The sequence below is a fragment of the Polynucleobacter duraquae genome (assembly GCF_000973625.1).
GTDB lineage: Bacteria > Pseudomonadota > Gammaproteobacteria > Burkholderiales > Burkholderiaceae > Polynucleobacter > Polynucleobacter duraquae.
This window is the reverse complement of sequence record NZ_CP007501.1, coordinates 436,773-453,834: the sequence shown is the minus strand read 5'-3', so window position 1 is coordinate 453,834 and position 17,062 is coordinate 436,773. Positions and strand designations below refer to the sequence as shown.

At 41.3% G+C, this 17,062-nt stretch carries 14 protein-coding genes; 5 read left to right on the top strand and 9 right to left on the bottom strand.

Translation table 11 applies throughout. The features are described from left to right. The first annotated feature begins 462 nt into the window (after nt 1-462). Nucleotides 463-1,281, top strand: coding sequence for a hypothetical protein (locus tag CL55_RS02440; RefSeq protein ID WP_046329709.1), 819 nt, complete (start codon nt 463-465; stop codon nt 1,279-1,281). A 25-nt stretch (nt 1,282-1,306) separates the two neighbouring features. After that, complete coding sequence (locus CL55_RS02435; protein ID WP_046329708.1) at nt 1,307-2,020, top strand: hypothetical protein; 714 nt, start codon at nt 1,307-1,309, stop codon at nt 2,018-2,020. Between the two features lie 342 nt (nt 2,021-2,362). Here the strand turns inward: CL55_RS02435 and CL55_RS02430 are convergent, their stop codons facing one another. Together CL55_RS02430 and CL55_RS02425 are read right to left on the bottom strand one after the other, a co-directional pair. Next, nucleotides 2,363-4,171 carry a tetratricopeptide repeat protein gene (locus CL55_RS02430; protein WP_052728725.1) on the bottom strand — a complete coding sequence of 603 codons (1,809 nt, stop codon included), beginning with the start codon at nt 4,169-4,171 and terminating at the stop codon, nt 2,363-2,365. Nucleotides 4,172-4,375: 204 nt separating this feature from the next. Continuing rightward, entirely contained in the window at nt 4,376-6,766 is a 2,391-nt protein-coding gene (locus CL55_RS02425) for a tetratricopeptide repeat protein (RefSeq protein WP_052728724.1), read from the bottom strand. A 456-nt stretch (nt 6,767-7,222) separates the two neighbouring features. Between CL55_RS02425 and CL55_RS02420 the strand changes: the two genes are divergently transcribed. From CL55_RS02420 to CL55_RS02410, 3 genes are all read left to right on the top strand, one after another. Further along, nucleotides 7,223-7,804, top strand: coding sequence for a class I SAM-dependent methyltransferase (locus tag CL55_RS02420; protein WP_052728723.1), 582 nt, complete (start codon nt 7,223-7,225; stop codon nt 7,802-7,804). A 281-nt stretch (nt 7,805-8,085) separates the two neighbouring features. After that, entirely contained in the window at nt 8,086-10,329 is a 2,244-nt protein-coding gene (locus tag CL55_RS02415) for a tetratricopeptide repeat protein (protein ID WP_046329707.1), read from the top strand. Nucleotides 10,330-10,553: 224 nt separating this feature from the next. After that, complete coding sequence (locus CL55_RS02410; RefSeq protein ID WP_156156257.1) at nt 10,554-11,141, top strand: hypothetical protein; 588 nt, start codon at nt 10,554-10,556, stop codon at nt 11,139-11,141. 50 nt (nt 11,142-11,191) lie between these two features. Here the strand turns inward: CL55_RS02410 and CL55_RS02405 are convergent, their stop codons facing one another. From CL55_RS02405 to CL55_RS02375, 7 genes are all read right to left on the bottom strand, one after another. Beyond that, complete coding sequence (locus CL55_RS02405) at nt 11,192-12,322, bottom strand: EscU/YscU/HrcU family type III secretion system export apparatus switch protein (RefSeq protein ID WP_046329705.1); 1,131 nt, start codon at nt 12,320-12,322, stop codon at nt 11,192-11,194. 111 nt (nt 12,323-12,433) lie between these two features. Beyond that, nucleotides 12,434-13,027: a tetratricopeptide repeat protein gene (locus CL55_RS10425; RefSeq protein ID WP_052728722.1), complete on the bottom strand. Its 594-nt coding sequence runs from the start codon at nt 13,025-13,027 to the stop codon at nt 12,434-12,436. 35 nt (nt 13,028-13,062) lie between these two features. Further along, nucleotides 13,063-13,452, bottom strand: coding sequence for a hypothetical protein (locus tag CL55_RS02395; RefSeq protein WP_046329704.1), 390 nt, complete (start codon nt 13,450-13,452; stop codon nt 13,063-13,065). A gap of 27 nt (nt 13,453-13,479) precedes the next feature. Continuing rightward, a complete protein-coding gene (locus tag CL55_RS02390) occupies nt 13,480-14,241 on the bottom strand; it encodes a hypothetical protein (protein ID WP_156156256.1) in 762 nt (253 codons plus the stop codon). 37 nt (nt 14,242-14,278) lie between these two features. Continuing rightward, the gene (gene motB, locus CL55_RS02385) at nt 14,279-15,307 is read right to left on the bottom strand and encodes a flagellar motor protein MotB (RefSeq protein ID WP_052728721.1); all 1,029 of its coding nucleotides are present in this window, start codon (nt 15,305-15,307) and stop codon (nt 14,279-14,281) included. Nucleotides 15,308-15,312: 5 nt separating this feature from the next. Beyond that, entirely contained in the window at nt 15,313-16,173 is an 861-nt protein-coding gene (motA, locus tag CL55_RS02380; RefSeq protein ID WP_046329702.1) for a flagellar motor stator protein MotA, read from the bottom strand. 17 nt (nt 16,174-16,190) lie between these two features. Further along, nucleotides 16,191-17,057: a flagellin N-terminal helical domain-containing protein gene (locus tag CL55_RS02375; protein WP_046329701.1), complete on the bottom strand. Its 867-nt coding sequence runs from the start codon at nt 17,055-17,057 to the stop codon at nt 16,191-16,193. Between the last annotated feature and the right edge of the window lie 5 nt (nt 17,058-17,062).

The window sequence follows — 17,062 nt, the reverse complement described above, 5'->3', positions numbered from 1 at the left end:
ATATATGTTGAGTATGAAAAAGGGGCAGCTTTTGTAAAGAATCTGATTTCACTCGGAAAATTGCTATTTCATTTTACAAAAGGCAGTTTTTACTCCTACTTCGCTAATTTATCTATTGCATATTCATGCTCATCAACTCTATCGAATTGCAGGACTTGCGAACCCTAGACCGTCTTTGAGCGCAAACCTAAGACGATTCATGCTACTGCTATCGCAAGTTAATAAGGTAAACTTGCAGTGCATTATGGTAATAAAAACTATTGTTTAAGATAATCAAACCAAAAACATCGAAATTTAAACAATGGCTTAATTAGGCTCTAGCTGTCGAATAAACATTAAATTTTTGGAGTTAATTAAATTATTCCCACTAAATTAAATCAGGGCAGGCTACCGTTCATTATCTGCGCCCCGCCCTATAGAAACTCCTCTGCGGGCATAACTTGTTTACATGAATTATGCGACATGTTGGTTAAATTGGGCTATGAAGCTCACCTTGTCATTATGGGTGGTTTTGCTCCAAATTTTACATTTCACACAGCGCAGGACTTAAGCCACCTACACCCCGATCTCAAACATTCGGGACAATTTTCTTTGGATGAACAAGAGAAACTTAAAATAATTCTTGATGAGGGCGTCACAATTTATCCAGAAGTGGTTGTCGGCAACCCGCTAGGCGCAAAAAGAATTGTGCGCTACTTTCTAAACCATGATGGCGCCGTAACGGGACATAAATCAAACTTTACTAAAGATGATTTTATTCTCGCATACACGAGTCTTTATTTTAAAGACCCACATCATGTTTTGAATAAACCCATTACAGATAATAATTTTAATGATACGAATGCGCCAATCTGGGATAATAGGACCATTAATGCAACTTACATTGGTAAAGGTAGCAACTATCTAAAATGTCATGTCATTGAAAATACATTAGAAATCGCCAGGGAATGGCCTGCGACCAAGCATGAACTAAGCTTACTATTGAAAAATACCAAATATTTATATTGCTGGGATAATCTGACCCAATTATCTGCTGACGCAATTTTATGCGGCGCAAAAATAGTACTTTTACAGGACTATCAAATTAATAGACTAAGTGGACAACTTGGTAACTTTCCTTATTTAATCGGAACTATAAGAGGCAATAGGATTGAATTAAATGAATACGAAAACTATGAGTCAGACAGGAAGTCTTTCATTGAGGATTATAAATTCCGGCTAAATAATTGGGATAAAAATGTGAATGAATCAGTTATAGCTATTGTCAACTTTTTTCTGTAACCCCCTGCCATCAAACAACATATTTATGAATCCAGCCGTCCTTATTACTTGCGCAATCAATCCACCCTCTGGCATCAAGTATTTGAACTTAAGCGATCCGACTCAGCGATTAATAACTACAAAGTCCTCTGTATATTTTTGGGCTTCAATTGGAATCAAAAAGCTCTTAATTGTTGATTCAACTTCAACAAGTGTGTTGGATGAAAATGAACTTGAAACTTTAAAGATCTCAGGTATTGATGTTGAACAGATTACTTTTCAACAAAAAGATGAATCTATGATTCAAAAGGGTAAAGGTTATGCCGAAGGAAAACTTATTGAATTTGCATTAAATCACTCTAGAATTTTGAAAAGTGAAACTTCTTTCTTCAAAAGCACTGGAAAAGTTTTTTGCCGCAACCTACCAAAAATTATCAATTTAATAAGTACAAGTGAAGTTAAAAGTATTTTTTGGTCACTTTTTGAGCATGGTAAATTTGATACTGTAGATACGCGCTTTTTTTACGCTTCGATTGAAGATTGCCGCACAATACTTCTTCCAATTTATGATAGTTTAAATGAAACAACCATCGGCAAGTGTATTGAAGAAACACTTCCCATATATTTTGATCAGCTATTAATTAAAGGTAGATCTCTTCGACCTCAATTATCCGGCTTTGCAGGTGGCCATGGAAAGCAGTGGGAAGAAACTCATCTAGGGGATATTGAAAATTCTTTTCCTTGCTGGTTTAAAAAATGAGTTCGAATAGCTAATGCCATAGAATTAAAAAATTCTCTTGGAAAAATATCCCACAATAAATTAAGAATCTCGTAGTAGCGCCCAGAAAAGATTACCGCATACTGAACCTGGTTAAATCCGAATCAAACTTAATTGCTACGCACCAATAAAAGCTTTAGAGTTAGCGTTTTAAGTCTAATTTTTAGACTGATTAATATTTTGATGACACGAATCCTTAAAAATCCTAGTTGAAATAAATAATTTTTTTCTTTACACACTCAATTTCATAACGAATTTGAATTTGAATTTACCGTTCTAGGGAACCTGTAATCAGGCACATCTTACCCATCACCCCTCTTTACCTTACCCCGCAAATCCTTCCAAATCCCCCTTAACCCTCTCTATGACACCCTCCCAATCCCCCATCTTTTCTTGTTGATAGAGCGTAATTGTTGGGTACCAAGGACTATCTTTTCTATCTAATAGCCAACGCCAGCAAGTATCAAATCGATTTAATAGCCAGACGGGTTTACCCATTGCTGCAGCTAGGTGTGCTGTTGAGGTATCTACACTAATAATGAGATCCAGATTCGCAATCAGTGCTGCCGTATCTGAAAAGTCCTCCAGTTCACTCACAAAGTTATAAAAATTTGATGGATCCCAATATTGATTACCGCTTTGGATAAGTTCAGATTCTGCAGGCTCGCCTTTTTGCAAGCTATAAAAATCGATATCTGGAATGCTAATTTGAGCGATTTGGGCAAGAGGAATATTGCGCCTAGCATTCAGACTCCAAAGCTCGGGTTGATTGGGACGAAAGCCCCCATTCCAAACAAGACCTACTTTAAGCTTTTGGTGCGCTGCTAGCTTGGTTTTCCAATAATCCTCTTGTCTTGGGGGTGCTTTAATGTACGGAACCTGATTGGGGATGCTCTCAATTTCTGTTTTAAATGCTAGAGGCAAACTCAAGAGTGGGCATTGGTAATCAAATGCAGGTAAGGGATCACCCATCGCCACAAGCTGACTAACGCCTTCTAAGTTTTGCAGCAGTTTAATTAAAGGGCGTTGCACTTCTAAAATGACTGTAGCGCCAAGCTGGGCGACTAAAGAAGCATAACGACAAAATTGAATTGTGTCTCCTAACCCCTGCTCCGCATGGAGCAAGATGGTTTTACCCACCAGGGATTGTTCTCCAAGCCACAGGGGCTGAGGGAAGTTTCGGTTACTTTGTAGGCGAGTGACGCTCTCGTTCTTCCAGCGCCATTCATATTCTTGCCAACCATCCTTAAAATTACCCAGTAACAAGTGGCATAAAGATAAATTGTGGTGCGCAACCGTATAGTCGGACTTAATCTCAATAGCCTTCTTGTAACTTACTAGGGCTTCATCAAACCGTTTGAGATCTTTTAAAGTAACCCCCCGATTAGAGTGCGCTTCTGCGTAATCAGGCTTCATGCGTATGGCTGTATCAAAGCTGACTAGAGCCTCCTCGAAACGCTGAAGTTCTTGTAAGTTAACACCACAATTAGAGTAGGCTTCTGCATAATGGGGATTGATGCGAAGCGCATCGTTGTAACTGATTAGAGCCTCTTCAAAACGCCGGAGTTCTTTTAAGACATTGGCACGATTAGCATGAGCTTCTGCATAATCAGGCTTGATGCGAATCGCTTCGCTATAACTAGCTAAGGCCTCCTCTAAACGTTGAAGAATTTTTAAGGTAACGCCGCGATTGGAATAGGCTTCTGCGTAGTGGGGGTTAATGCGAATCGCTGTATCGTAACTCGCCAAAGCTTCTTCTAAACGCTCAAGCTCTTTTAAGGCGTTGCCGCGATTAGAGTGGGCTTCTGCGTAATCAGGTTTGATGGCAATAGCCTGATCGTAACTGGCAAGTGCCTCATCTAAACGTTGAAGCTCTTGTAAAGCAATGCCGCGATTAGAATAGGCATCTACAAAATTAGGATTGACCTGTATTGCTTTAGTTAAGAAATCAACCGCTTTTGTAAATTGCTTGGTCTGGGTGAATAATGTACCTAACAATTGTAATGCATCAAGATGATTAGGCTGCAATATTAAAGCCTGCTCATAAAGTACTTGCGCTTCTTTAAACCTACCTTGCTGATGCAAGGTAAAGCCTTGTTCTACTAAGCGCGATACTAGATCTTGATGTGACACTTATTTAACTAGGCTGGATTACTTGCACTGAGGGACATTGGATATGGTAATGGTTAATACATTCTATCTAATAAGATCCGAATTAAGATGTCAGATTATTACTTACATATTACTTTAATTATTACTTAGCCCATGCAAAATAAAACCTATATGGTTATTGATCAAAAAGTATGCAATTAAAAATAAAAATGGGTTATTTTTTAATTAACTACTGTTTAAGCTCTGCACCGCAAATCCTTCCAAATCCCCCTTAACCCTCTCTATGACACCCTCCCAATCCCCCATCTTTTCTTGTTGATAGAGCGTAATTGTTGGGTACCAAGGACTATCTTTTCTATCTAATAGCCAACGCCAGCAAGTATCAAATCGATTTAATAGCCAGACGGGTTTACCCATTGCTGCAGCTAGGTGTGCTGTTGAGGTATCTACACTAATAATGAGATCCAGATTCGCAATCAGTGCTGCCGTATCTGAAAAGTCCTCCAGTTCACTCACAAAGTTATAAAAATTTGATGGATCCCAATATTGATTACCGCTTTGGATAAGTTCAGATTCTGCAGGCTCGCCTTTTTGCAAGCTATAAAAATCGATATCTGGAATGCTAATTTGAGCGATTTGGGCAAGAGGAATATTGCGCCTAGCATTCAGACTCCAAAGCTCGGGTTGATTGGGACGAAAGCCCCCATTCCAAACAAGACCTACTTTAAGCTTTTGGTGCGCTGCTAGCTTGGTTTTCCAATAATCCTCTTGTCTTGGGGGTGCTTTAATGTACGGAACCTGATTGGGGATGCTCTCAATTTCTGTTTTAAATGCTAGAGGCAAACTCAAGAGTGGGCATTGGTAATCAAATGCAGGTAAGGGATCACCCATCGCCACAAGCTGACTAACGCCTTCTAAGTTTTGCAGCAGTTTAATTAAAGGGCGTTGCACTTCTAAAATGACTGTAGCGCCAAGCTGGGCGACTAAAGAAGCATAACGACAAAATTGAATTGTGTCTCCTAACCCCTGCTCCGCATGGAGCAAGATGGTTTTACCCACCAGGGATTGTTCTCCAAGCCACAGGGGCTGAGGGAAGTTTCGGTTACTTTGTAGGCGAGTGACGCTCTCGTTCTTCCAGCGCCATTCATATTCTTGCCAACCATCCTTAAAATTACCCAGTAACAAGTGGCATAAAGATAAATTGTGGTGCGCAACCGTATAGTCGGACTTAATCTCAATAGCCTTCTTGTAACTTACTAGGGCTTCATCAAACCGTTTGAGATCTTGCAGGGCATTACCCCGATTAGAGTGCGCTTCTGCGTAATCAGGCTTCATGCGTATGGCTGTATCAAAGCTGACTAGAGCCTCCTCGAAACGCTGAAGCTCATGCAAAACATTTCCACGATTGTAGTAAGCTTCAGCGTAATCGGGATTGATGCGAAGCGCATCGTTATAACTAATCAGAGCTTCCTCAAAACGCCGAAGTTCTTTTAAGGTAACGCCGCGGTTGGAGTAGGCTTCTGCATAATGAGGATTAATACGAATGGCTTGATCACAACTGATCAGAGCCTCGTCTAAACGTTGAAGAATATTTAAGGCAACACCACGATTAGAGTAGGCTTCTGCGTAGTGGGGGTTAATGCGAATCGCTGTATCGTAACTCGCCAAAGCTTCTTCTAAACGCTCAAGCTCTTTTAAGGCGTTACCGCGATTAGAGTGGGCTTCTGCGTAGTGGGGAGCAATACGAATCGCTTCGTTGTAGCTAATTAAAGCCTCATCAAAGCGCTCTAGATTTTTTAAGACAATCCCCCTATTAGAGTAGGCTTCTGCGTAATGGGGATGAATGCGAATGGCCTCGTTGTAGCTAATTAGAGCTTCGTCTAAACGCTGAAGCCCTTGCAATACAACGCCTCGATTAGAATGGGCTTGTGCGAAATTGGAATTAATGCGAATCGCTTGATCGAAACTCAGTAGGGCTTCGTCTAAAACCCCAAGCTCTTGCAGGATAACGCCGCGATTGTAATAGGCATCCTCATAATCATGCTTAATGCGAATAGCTTCGTTATAGCTCGCTAAAGCTTCATCAAAACGCTGAAGCTCCTTTAATGTGTTTCCACGGTTAGAAAAGGCCTCCGCATAATGAGGATTAATATGAATAGCCTGGTTGTAACTCTCCAAGGATTCTTCAAAACGTTTAAGTTCTTGTAAGATGACGCCGCGATTAGAAAAGACTTCTGCATTACTGGGATTGATACGAATAGCTTCGTTGTAGCAGATTAGAGCCTCGTCAAAGCGACGAAGTTCTTGTAAAGCAATACCGCAATAAGAAAAACAGTTCGCATGATTTTGATTGATCTGGATCGCTTTAGTTAGAAAATCAACGGCTTTGGTAAATTGATTGGTCTGAGTGGACAATATACCCAATAACTGTAGGGCATCAAAATGATTAGGCTGTATCGCTAAGGCTTGCTCGTAAAGAACTTGTGCCTCTTTAAGTTTTCCTTGTTGATGCATGGCTAATGCCTGCTGAATCAAAGTTTCTAGTTGACCTTGTCGTAGAGAATACTTAGCTGAGCTCGGTAAATTACGTTTAGGGATATTAAGTGGACGAGACATTGGCAAATTCTAATATATTTGGTTTTTAATTTCTACGCTTAAAAAGAAATCAACGGCCTTATGCTTCGTAAAGCCTTTTAGATGTTCGCATGACTTGCCCTTAGTTCTTTAGAAATTTCCATAGTAGTATTTAGCCCATATGAGATGTTAGAACCAATCGAAAGGTTTGAGTGGAGACAGTTTGATTAATCCTTCAATGGATTTTGTAACCCTTATGGCAATAAAGTAACTCTTTCAACCCATTTTCATAAAAAAATAGGATTTATGCTGCGTGGATTAGGCAATAATTAAAGAAATGATGAATTTTGAGGGGGAATAATATTGAGCAATAGAGCGATAAATCCGTTGATTGAATATCTAGAGCAAAACCCTAGCGGCCAGATTGTTCATCGCTGGCGACATTATTTCGACATATACCACCGACACCTGTCACGCTTTCGGGGAGAACCAATAACAATGATTGAAATTGGGATTTTTAACGGGGGCTCTTTAAAGATGTGGAAAGATTATTTTGGTTCCATGGCAACAATAGTTGGGGTTGATATCAATCCGGGCTGTAAAAAATATGAAGAGCCAGGAATTGAGGTGGTCATTGGGGATCAAGCTGACCCAAAATTCTTGCAGGAATTATCTAAGCAGTATCCAAAATTTGCCGTTGTGATTGATGATGGGGGCCATAGAATGGAACAGCAAATTACAACTTTAGAGGGACTATATGCTCCATTGCGTGATGATGGCGTTTACCTTTGTGAAGACACTCATACCTCTTATATGCCAGCCTTTGGAGGGGGACACTTAAAGACAGGCACGTTTATTGAGTATTCAAAAAAACTAATAGATCAACTCAACGCCTTTCATGTCGAGGAAAGCCCTTCTTTATCGAAAAATTACTTTACACAAGCAACTGACTCAATTCATTTTTATGATAGCGTTGTAGTGATTGAAAAGAAGTCTCGCATACAACCAAATCAAGTCGTTTATGGCAATCAAGCCGATTTTACTTATGTTGCGCCATCGCTTTCTGGTAAAAGTCCTTAGAATAATTCTTTTTACCTTTCTATAATCTAGAATGCCTTAATTGAAATAACGATATAGCCCAAACTTAGGTGTGCCAAGGCAAATACGATTTTCTTTATATTCATTTAATCTGGCTCTAGTCTTATTTACTTACCGTCACCAAACAACGGGATCAGTGATAGCTTTATATTGCATATAAGAGATTACCAATTAGTTTTTATGAGACATATTATTTATTGTTAAAATTTATTAATGTCTCGCCGACCGAGTATTCCTAATAGCAAGTGATCAGGCTTAGCCAAATGATGCAAGAAAATCAAATATCTGATTTAGTTGAAAAAGGCATTGCCTTACATCATGAAGGGAAGCTTGAAGAGGCGGAAGCCATTTATCAACTAGTACTAGCAATAGAGGCAAATCATTTTGATGCGCTACAGCTGTTAGGTACTTTATCAGTTCAGACTAAGCAATTTACAAAAGCGCTTAATTTCTTAACTAAAGCATTAAAAATTAACCCCGATTACGCAGAAGCCTACTCTAATTATGGCCTTGCATTAAAAGAACTTCAGCGTTTTGAAGAAGCACTTCTCAGCTATAACAAAGCTATTGAAATCAAACCCGATTACGCAGAAGCCTACTCTAATCGTGGTAATGCCTTAAATCAACTTCAGCGTTTAGAAGAGGCTCTTGTAAGTTACGACAAGGCGATTGAGATCAAGCCTAATCTTGCCGAAGCCCATTTCAATCGAAGTAATGTCTTAAAAGAACTTCAGCGTTTAGAAGAGGCTCTTGTAAGTTACGACAAGGCGATTGAGATCAAACCCGATTACGCAGAAGCCTACTCTAATCGTGGTAATGCCTTAAATCAACTTCAGCGTTTAGAAGAGGCTCTTGTAAGTTACGACAAGGCCATTGAGATCAAACCCGATTACGCAGAAGCCTTCTCTCATCGCGGAAATACCTTAAATCAACTTCAGCGTTTAGAAGAGGCTCTTGTAAGTTACGACAAGGCGATTGAGATCAAACCTAATATTGCAGAAATTCACTTCAATCGCAGCCTTATCTTAAAAGATCTTGGCAGGCAAAGTGAAGCAAAGGACAGCTATAACCAAGCTTTAAGTATTGATCCCGACTTTGCCTTGGCTCGTTGGGGACGAGCTATATCCGTATTACCCATCATTCAAAACCATATTGAGGCATCCAAATCCTCTCGTGTAGAATTTTTACAAGAATTATCTGATATGGACATCTGGTTTACACAAGAACGTCTTGAGGATGGGCATAAAGCTGTCGGATCAGCACAGCCTTTTTATCTCGCTTACCAAGAAGTGAATAATCGAGAGCTCCTTTTAAAATATGGGGCACTATGTCACAGACTTATGAGACATTGGCAACGAAAAGAAAGTTTCTTTCCTGAGCCAAATCTTTTTAATAAACCCATAAAACTAGGAATAGTTTCTCACCATATTCATCAACACCCTGTTTGGGATGCAATTACTAGGGGGTGGGTTGAGCATCTTGACCCTAATCGTTTCGAGTTGATTTTTTTCTATACTGGATACAAGATTGATAAAGAAACAGAATTTGCAAAATCAATTTCGAAAGACTTCATTACATGCGGTGATGATCTAAGTTCTTGGGTGAACGCTATTATTGCCGCCCAAATTGATGTTTTGTTATACCCGGAAATTGGAATAGATCCGATGTCAGCAAAGCTAGCTAATCTGAGATTAGCTCCGGTCCAAGTTGCATCATGGGGCCATCCGAACACAACTGGATTTCCAACAATTGATTACTACCTATCTGCAGATTTATTGGAACCTGATAACGGTGAAGAACACTATACAGAGCAGCTAATTAAATTGCCCAACTTGGGCTCTCACCATAAACCTTCAAACTTAACTCCCATTTATACGGATTTAGAAAAATTCTGCATTAAGGCAGACCAACCTTTGCTACTCTGTCCCGGTACGCCGTTTAAATATCAACCGCAGCATGACCATATTTTTGTTGACATAGCCAAACGGCTGGGGAAATGCCAATTTATATTCTTTATATATTCAAATAAACAACTCACTTATCTTCTTCAAGAGCGGCTTACTTTGCAATTTTTGGAGTCTGGGCTCGATATTCAAAACTATTGTGTTTTTATACCTTGGCAGCCCAAGTCGGCTTTTTATGGCTTAATGAGTCGAGCTGATATTTATCTTGATACTATCGGCTTCTCTGGATTCAACACAGCATTTCAAGCAATCGAATGTGGACTTCCTATTGTTACCCGCGAGGGAAAATTTATGAGGGGACGCTTAGCAAGTGGAATTTTAAAAAAAATAGGTTTGCAGGAGTTAATAACCCAAGATGACGATGATTTTGTAAATCTAACAGTAAAAGTTATCACCGACCAAAAATATAATCGATTTATTAGCAATAAAATTATGGAAAGTCGTGATTCGCTGTATTTTGACCTTAAGCCTATTAGGATGCTTGAGCAATTTTTAGAAGATTCATATTTGAAATCAAAAAACACCTTACCAATTTCATCTTAAGGCATGACTCTGTTAGTTACTATTTAATAGCGTAAACTACTTCTTAGAGATTTGATCTTTCTTATTTTTTAAACTATCCAAAGGAATTTCACAGGTCACTAAGCTTCCTGAATTTGACATTGATTTAATTGAAATTGATTGTCGACCAACTTGCCCTTTAGCTTAATTTATCAATTTTTTTCCAGGTTATTTGAATCCTCGCCAAATTAGGCTATATTAGATTTTTGGCAACTTCCAAACAAAAACCTATGTACATCCTTCGCAATTTTAGTAGAGCCGTCTTAGCCTTCAGCACCGTCAGTCTTTTAGCCTGCGGCAACAATGACCCCGCTCCTAAAGCGGAGATTTGGCTACCGGATACTGTAAGCGTCAAGCTACCGATGGAAGAATATGCTGGCATCCCATTTAATATCAGCGGACAAGAGGCGATTGAAAAATTTAAGTGCACCCAATATGACTTAACCTATAGTTGTAAGGTTAAAAATGGTGAAAAAGATGAAGATCTTTGGCTGATCTATAACGAGGCTGGTCGCATGGTCCTTATGAAAAAAGAGTTGGGGTACTACAAGCAAGAGGTGGCAGATGCGATTATTGAACGCTTCACTATCAAATATGGACTAGATTACAGCCCCTCCGCCGGTCAAGAAAGCGCTTTTGCATCCGGGGTTCGTAAGACAAAAAGTTATGTTTTTGGAGGCGGACAGGTAGCCTTTCAGATTGGCAGAAGCCTCAATAACCGCAATGAATTAATGCTGGTTTACTTTTTCCCTGAAGATGTCGGCGCCACCTTTGCCAAGAGCGTCATGAACTAACCAAAATCTTATCTAGATCTGCCAGTCGACGCTAGTGAAGCTAACTTTTGCTAAATTAAGGGTTTACCCGGCTTGAGCTGAGTTGCAACAAAGTCCACCTGAGGAATTTCGCCAGGCGCGCCTGATTCCTTGGTGTCATAAGCCCACGCCAAAATTTGGGCAATTGCCTCAAACAGAGGTAAGGGAATAGACTCTCCAATCTCCAGTTGACTATACAAGTAGCGCGCCAAAGGAGGAATTTGGGCTATAGGGACATTAAAGTCTTTGGCAACCTCTTGAATGCGTAAAGCCATCTGGTCGGCCCCTTTAGCAACTACGATCGGTGCTGACATCTTTTCCATATCGTAGCGCAGTGCTACAGAGTAGTGTTCTGGGTTGGCTAACACTACGTCTGCCCGCTCTATGGCTGCCATCATCCTCGATGCGGAAATTTGCCGCTGCATTTGACGTAAGCGCTGCTTAATCTCAGGGGAGCCTTCAGTCTCCTTACCCTCCTGCTTCATTTCTTCAGGACTCATTCGATTTTGCTTGCGAAAGTCAAATAGTTGCAACCAAGAGTCCCCAACCGCAATTAATAATAAAGGTAAAAGCAGCAGCATAAAACCATCCAAGATAAAAGTAGATGTTTGCATTAGTGCTGCATCAAAGCCTAAATTGATAATCGAACGAATGTAAGTAAATAAACCCACTAAATAGGTAAAACCTACCCCGAGCATGAGGGTAGTCTTAATGAAGTTTTTTAATAGCTCACCTAAGGTTTTCAGGTTGAACATCCGCCCTATACCTGCAACGAAATCCAGCTTTTCCAACTTAAATTGGGGGGCAAAATAAGCGCGAAAGTTCACTAAAGATAGAGGCCCTAAAACGCCTATAATCCATAACGGTATGAGAAGCACAGCCAGGAGGAGGAGCACCATGAGAAGCGACCCTCCCAACCACTCCTGCACATGATCCATCAACTTTGCAGGCTCTGAAAACTGGAAGATTGCTTGGGTCATCAATACCAACTGCTTGACCAAGAGAGGGCCTATCCACACCAAAAAAATGGTGAAAACAATCATTACAACGAAAGTGGTCAGATCGCGGGATTGGGGTAATTGCCCCTGCTCTCGCGCACGGGCAATGCGCCGCTCAGTCGGTTCTAGTTCCTTTTCTTGGGAGTCATCTCCTCCATCAGCCAATCTTTACTCCCATTCATCATTCAAAATATGGCTCAAGCTTACACCTAGAGAGCCTATTGTTCCTGAATTTCTTACGGTCAATTCGGAGATGAAGTTAGGGTCGGGGTTTTGCTATGGCAGGGTCTTTTTGAGGGTAGCAATTTTTGCTTCAGCTGTCAGTAATTCCTGGGGGGTTAAAGATGTCTTGAGCTTTGCCAACTGTGAGGAGGCTATTGGATTTCCAGTGGCATCAGACAATGACATCCAGAGATAAGCTTTTGGTAAATCTACCGGAATTTGCCCACCATCCATGTACATGTGAGCTAAGTTATATTGCCCCACTGCGCTACCAGCCATCGCCGCTTTTTCAAACCAAAAGAGGGCCAATTGTGAGCTGTCCTCTAAATTGACGATCTTTTGGTACAAAACTCCCAATTCGAGCATGGCCTCAATATTGCCCTTCTCGGCCGCACGGTTTAACCAAACTAAGCCCTGCTCAATATTTTGTTTGGTGCCAATACCTTGGATATACATCAAAGACAAATCATACTGAGCCTTGGTATCCCCAGATTCTGCGAGTCCTTGAAACAACTGGTAGGCCTTCGTGTAATCACCAGCAGCATAAGCAGACCTTGCCTGCTGGTAATCTGAACAGGCCAATAATAGGCCACAAAAAGCCATCAACAATGAAATGCTTAAGCCTGTGTACCAATTCTGATGGGGCATGGCTAGAGCAGTCAAGTACGAGAGTTAGCTACTGCTTACTTTTTACTTGGCGGAGCTGCCGGCTTCTTCTCTTCAGGCTCTTCCGCATCCTCATCTGGCGGGGTATCGCTAGCCTTCGGCAAATTCACTGGCAAGGCCGGTTCAACATAGTAACTTGCACCTAGATCTCCACCAATCATTCTGGCAAAGCCGCCAAAATAACGACGCGCCAGATCCGGGTAGTATGGGGCACTGGCTAAATAGCCTTTGGAGCGAATACAGGCACTATTGTTAACGCTTCCTTCGCAACTAGCGATTGCCGCTAATCGACCAACCTCAAATTGCTCACCTAAGATAAAGCCAGAAATTAGAATAACTAGGGGCAGAATGAGCCAAAGCAGGAGCTTTTTAGCCAACTGTATTAAGGATTCAAGCTTTTCATTCATAACTGTTACTTTCCGATCAATAGCATATCAATGTTGCTGAGCCTTCTTTGGAGCACTTTGCACTAAATCCTCCGGTAACTTTCGCCAGGTCGCAATAGGCTCCTTATTATGCAACTTTGCATACACCTTAATAATTCTAGGATCTGCAGGGTTCAGATTATCCTTCATTGCGTTATACATCTTTGCACCAGCAATTTGGTTGCCCTGCTCAATATAGGCATTAGCAGCATTGTAAAAATACCCAGCCGCCTTTTCTTGTTGTGGGTTACCAACAATGGTCGTTAGATAAAGATTTCCTAAATATTCACATGCGCTGGGATTTTGAATTTTAGCCGGCACGATAAAGTGCTTTTCCGCTAATAAATATTGTTTTTTAGCATAACGACGAAAAACGGTATTCGTTAAAATGAAATCAGGGTGAGTTACGATCTCAGCTTGACGATCGTAGTACTTCATGCGCTCAAAAGCGATTAAGCCCCGATAATAATTTGCCTGCACATCCCCCTCTGCTGCTAGGGTATCGAGTTTTTCTAAGATCCCTAAAGCCTCCTTGCTATAACGCAGTACTTCATCCTCTGGCTCAATACATTTGGGGTTCTTAACACAAGCAATCGCAACAATAGTTTTATCAAAGCTGCGCTTATAACGTCTATAGAGTTTTTTTGCTTCAGTCGCAGGACCTACAAAAGGCTCGTTAGAGGTTTTGGCTTCAGAGCTGCTCTTTTTTTGTACATCCTTTTCTTGAACTTTAGGGTCTGCAGCCGTGCCCACTATGGGCACAAGTATCATGAAGGCAAGAAGGATTCTAGAGAGCAGTGACAAGGCTTTACCTCGCAGGCTTGCCTGTAGCCGGTTTATCTACTTTAGAGGTATCCATTGCTGGCGCTATAGGAGCATCCTTAGATAAAAATTGGGCGGGCGCTCTTAAATTTGCCGGAATCTCTTGTGCCCCTTTTGGCAATTCCTCTTTCTGCCTCTCAATCGGTCTTTGCACCGGCTTTTCTTCTTTCTTAGGCTTTCTATTTAAGAGCGTAATCGAAATACGTCGATTTAAGGGATCACTTAAATCAGCAGGATTCAAAGGAATCGTATCGGCAAAACCAATTACTTGGGCAACATTTGAAGGCGCTAAGCCCCCGGAAATCATTTCCCGGCGTGCCACGTTAGCGCGCTCACTAGAAAGCTCCCAGTTGGTGTAACCTGCCTCACCATTAGAGAATTTTGCAGCGTCTGTATGGCCCTCAATACGAATCTTGCCTGGATTATCATTCAAGGACTTTCCGATCACACGGAGCAAGCGTCGTGCTGCCACACTAGGTACAACGCCACCGCTATTAAATAGTGGCTTCCCTTTTTCATCAACGACCTGAATCCGTAAGCCCTCGGAAGTAATGTCCATAAAGAGTTGTCCTTTGATGTTCTTTAACTCAGCATCAGACTCAACACTTTTTTCAATTTCCGATTTAACTGCTTCATTTTTTGTTCTATCTTTACGGGCATTTTCGACATCAGTTACCGATGAGTCACTGATACGGCGCTGCTCAGTATCCGCATCAGCCTTGGCTTCTACTCCAGCCACCTTCGAAATATTATCACCACCACCCTTGATAATGCGGGTGGTCTCACCCGACCCTTGGCCACCACTCATGGAAACGCGCATCGGATTTTGAAAGTAGGAGGAAATACCAGCTAAGTCACCTGCTGTAGTGGATCCTAAAACCCACATCAACAAGAAAAAGGCCATCATCGCCGTCACAAAGTCGGCGTAAGCAATTTTCCAGGCGCCACCATGGTGACCATGACCACCTTTTTTAACGCGCTTAACGACAATTATTGGCGCGTCGGACTTAGCCATAGTACTTACTTCCCTTTAGCAGCTTTGGTACCTTCATCCAGCTCAGTAAATGTTGGGCGTTGATAAGTAAAGAGCACTTTACGTCCAAATTCTACAGCTGCTGCAGGGGGGAAATTATTTAAGCTAGCAAGCAATATTGCTTTGATTGCCATATAGGCTCTAGTTTCAGATTCGGCTTGCTGCTCTAAAACTTTGGCGACTGGTTGCACAAAAGCGTAGGCCAACAAAATACCCAAGAAGGTACCTACAAGCGCAGCACCAATGAGTTTTCCTAACTCTGCTGGAGGTAAACCAATGGAACCCATGGTGTGAACCACACCCATCACCGCCGCCACAATACCAAATGCTGGTAGACCATCACCCACCATCGTGACCGATGCAACAGGTATATGGCTCTCTTGATGATGAACATCTAACTCTTGCTCCATCAAGCTTTCAATTTGAACTAGATCTAATGAACCACCAAGCATCATCCGCAAATAGTCGGTAATAAAGTCTACCAAATGGTGATCTTTTAAGATGTCTGGATAAGCCTCAAAAAGTGGGCTTGATTCAGGCTCCTCTATATCACCCTCTAGGGACATCAAGCCATCACGTTTCACTTTCTGCAAAATCTCAAACATGAGGCAGAGTAAATCTAAGTGTTTTTTCTTTTGGTCGCCAGCACCTTTAAAAGCCCCACCCAGAGCTCCTAAAGTTTTCTTCAGATTGATGATGGTATTTGAGGCAATCATCGTACCAAGTGCAGCCCCAACAATGGTCAAAACCTCGGTAGGTTGCCATAAAACCGCTAAATGACCACCATGCAGAGCATAGCCCCCTAGGGCACAACCCATCGCAATAATCCAGCCTAATGGAATATTCATACTTCTATTTACTCAATTTAAAGTTTTGAAAATAAGTTACTTTGCTGTAGTCTAGCAAACATTGCCTGAGCAGCGTTTAATAAGGTCTGGGACCTAGTAAAAGCTGCTGTTGCTTCAGCCATATCAGTGTCTAAAAGCGCTGAGGATGCAGCAATCAATTCAGTTCTGACAGCAACTACCGTTGCTTGTGCATTATCCACCTGCTTAGAAATACCCCCACTAGTCTGTTGCGCTTGCATCAACTGCGTATATGAAGTGTCTAAACCGCTCGATACCTGTGCACCAGTTTTAGTTGTTGTTAAGCCCTGAGATTTTTGTGTCAAATAGGTTACAAAAGCGTCTATATTTAGATAAATATCAGCATCTTCTGAACCTGCCAAAGAGCCATTTGCTCCAAAAGCATCATTAAAAGCAACGCCAGAAGCCACGGTAACCCCTGGCTCAATTTGAACACTATTAGTATCATCAGGAAAGATTGCGTGGCCAGTAGAGTCTGTTGCCGTCATTTGACTCTGAATAGCATCTCTTATTTGTTCAGCTTGAATAGCCAAAGCGGCAAAGTTAGACTGATTTAAAGAGGCGTTTTGAGACTGTATGAATGTTGTTTTAAGCTGTGTAAGTTGATTTAGGATGCTATCCATTTGGGATTGCGCATCATTATGATTGTTTGTTGCAATTGCCTGATTAGATTTGAACATCTGCAGGCGAGATATATCAAAATCTAACTCAACCCCTCTTGAGATAGCGTAAACGTTATCTGAAGCCTTGGTGTAATTCTTGCCAGAACTGATTTTTTGTTGCCACGCAGTTGCGTCATTTAAGGCGGTGTTCATAGAATCAACGCCAGCATTGATAACTTGGTTTGAGCTTATTCGAATAGACATTATTT

What these genes read in the sequence shown, in the direction of transcription:
- CL55_RS02390 (WP_156156256.1), bottom strand. Translation starts at nt 14,241, where the DNA reads ATGATACTTGTGCCCATAGTGGGCACGGCTGCAGACCCTAAAGTTCAA.
- CL55_RS02375 (WP_046329701.1), bottom strand. Translation starts at nt 17,057, where the DNA reads ATGTCTATTCGAATAAGCTCAAACCAAGTTATCAATGCTGGCGTTGAT.
- CL55_RS02420 (WP_052728723.1), top strand. Translation starts at nt 7,223, where the DNA reads ATGATTGAAATTGGGATTTTTAACGGGGGCTCTTTAAAGATGTGGAAA.
- CL55_RS02395 (WP_046329704.1), bottom strand. Translation starts at nt 13,452, where the DNA reads ATGAATGAAAAGCTTGAATCCTTAATACAGTTGGCTAAAAAGCTCCTG.
- motA (WP_046329702.1), bottom strand. Translation starts at nt 16,173, where the DNA reads ATGAATATTCCATTAGGCTGGATTATTGCGATGGGTTGTGCCCTAGGG.
- CL55_RS02415 (WP_046329707.1), top strand. Translation starts at nt 8,086, where the DNA reads ATGATGCAAGAAAATCAAATATCTGATTTAGTTGAAAAAGGCATTGCC.
- CL55_RS02425 (WP_052728724.1), bottom strand. Translation starts at nt 6,766, where the DNA reads ATGTCTCGTCCACTTAATATCCCTAAACGTAATTTACCGAGCTCAGCT.
- CL55_RS10425 (WP_052728722.1), bottom strand. Translation starts at nt 13,027, where the DNA reads ATGCCCCATCAGAATTGGTACACAGGCTTAAGCATTTCATTGTTGATG.
- CL55_RS02440 (WP_046329709.1), top strand. Translation starts at nt 463, where the DNA reads ATGTTGGTTAAATTGGGCTATGAAGCTCACCTTGTCATTATGGGTGGT.
- CL55_RS02435 (WP_046329708.1), top strand. Translation starts at nt 1,307, where the DNA reads ATGAATCCAGCCGTCCTTATTACTTGCGCAATCAATCCACCCTCTGGC.
- motB (WP_052728721.1), bottom strand. Translation starts at nt 15,307, where the DNA reads ATGGCTAAGTCCGACGCGCCAATAATTGTCGTTAAGCGCGTTAAAAAA.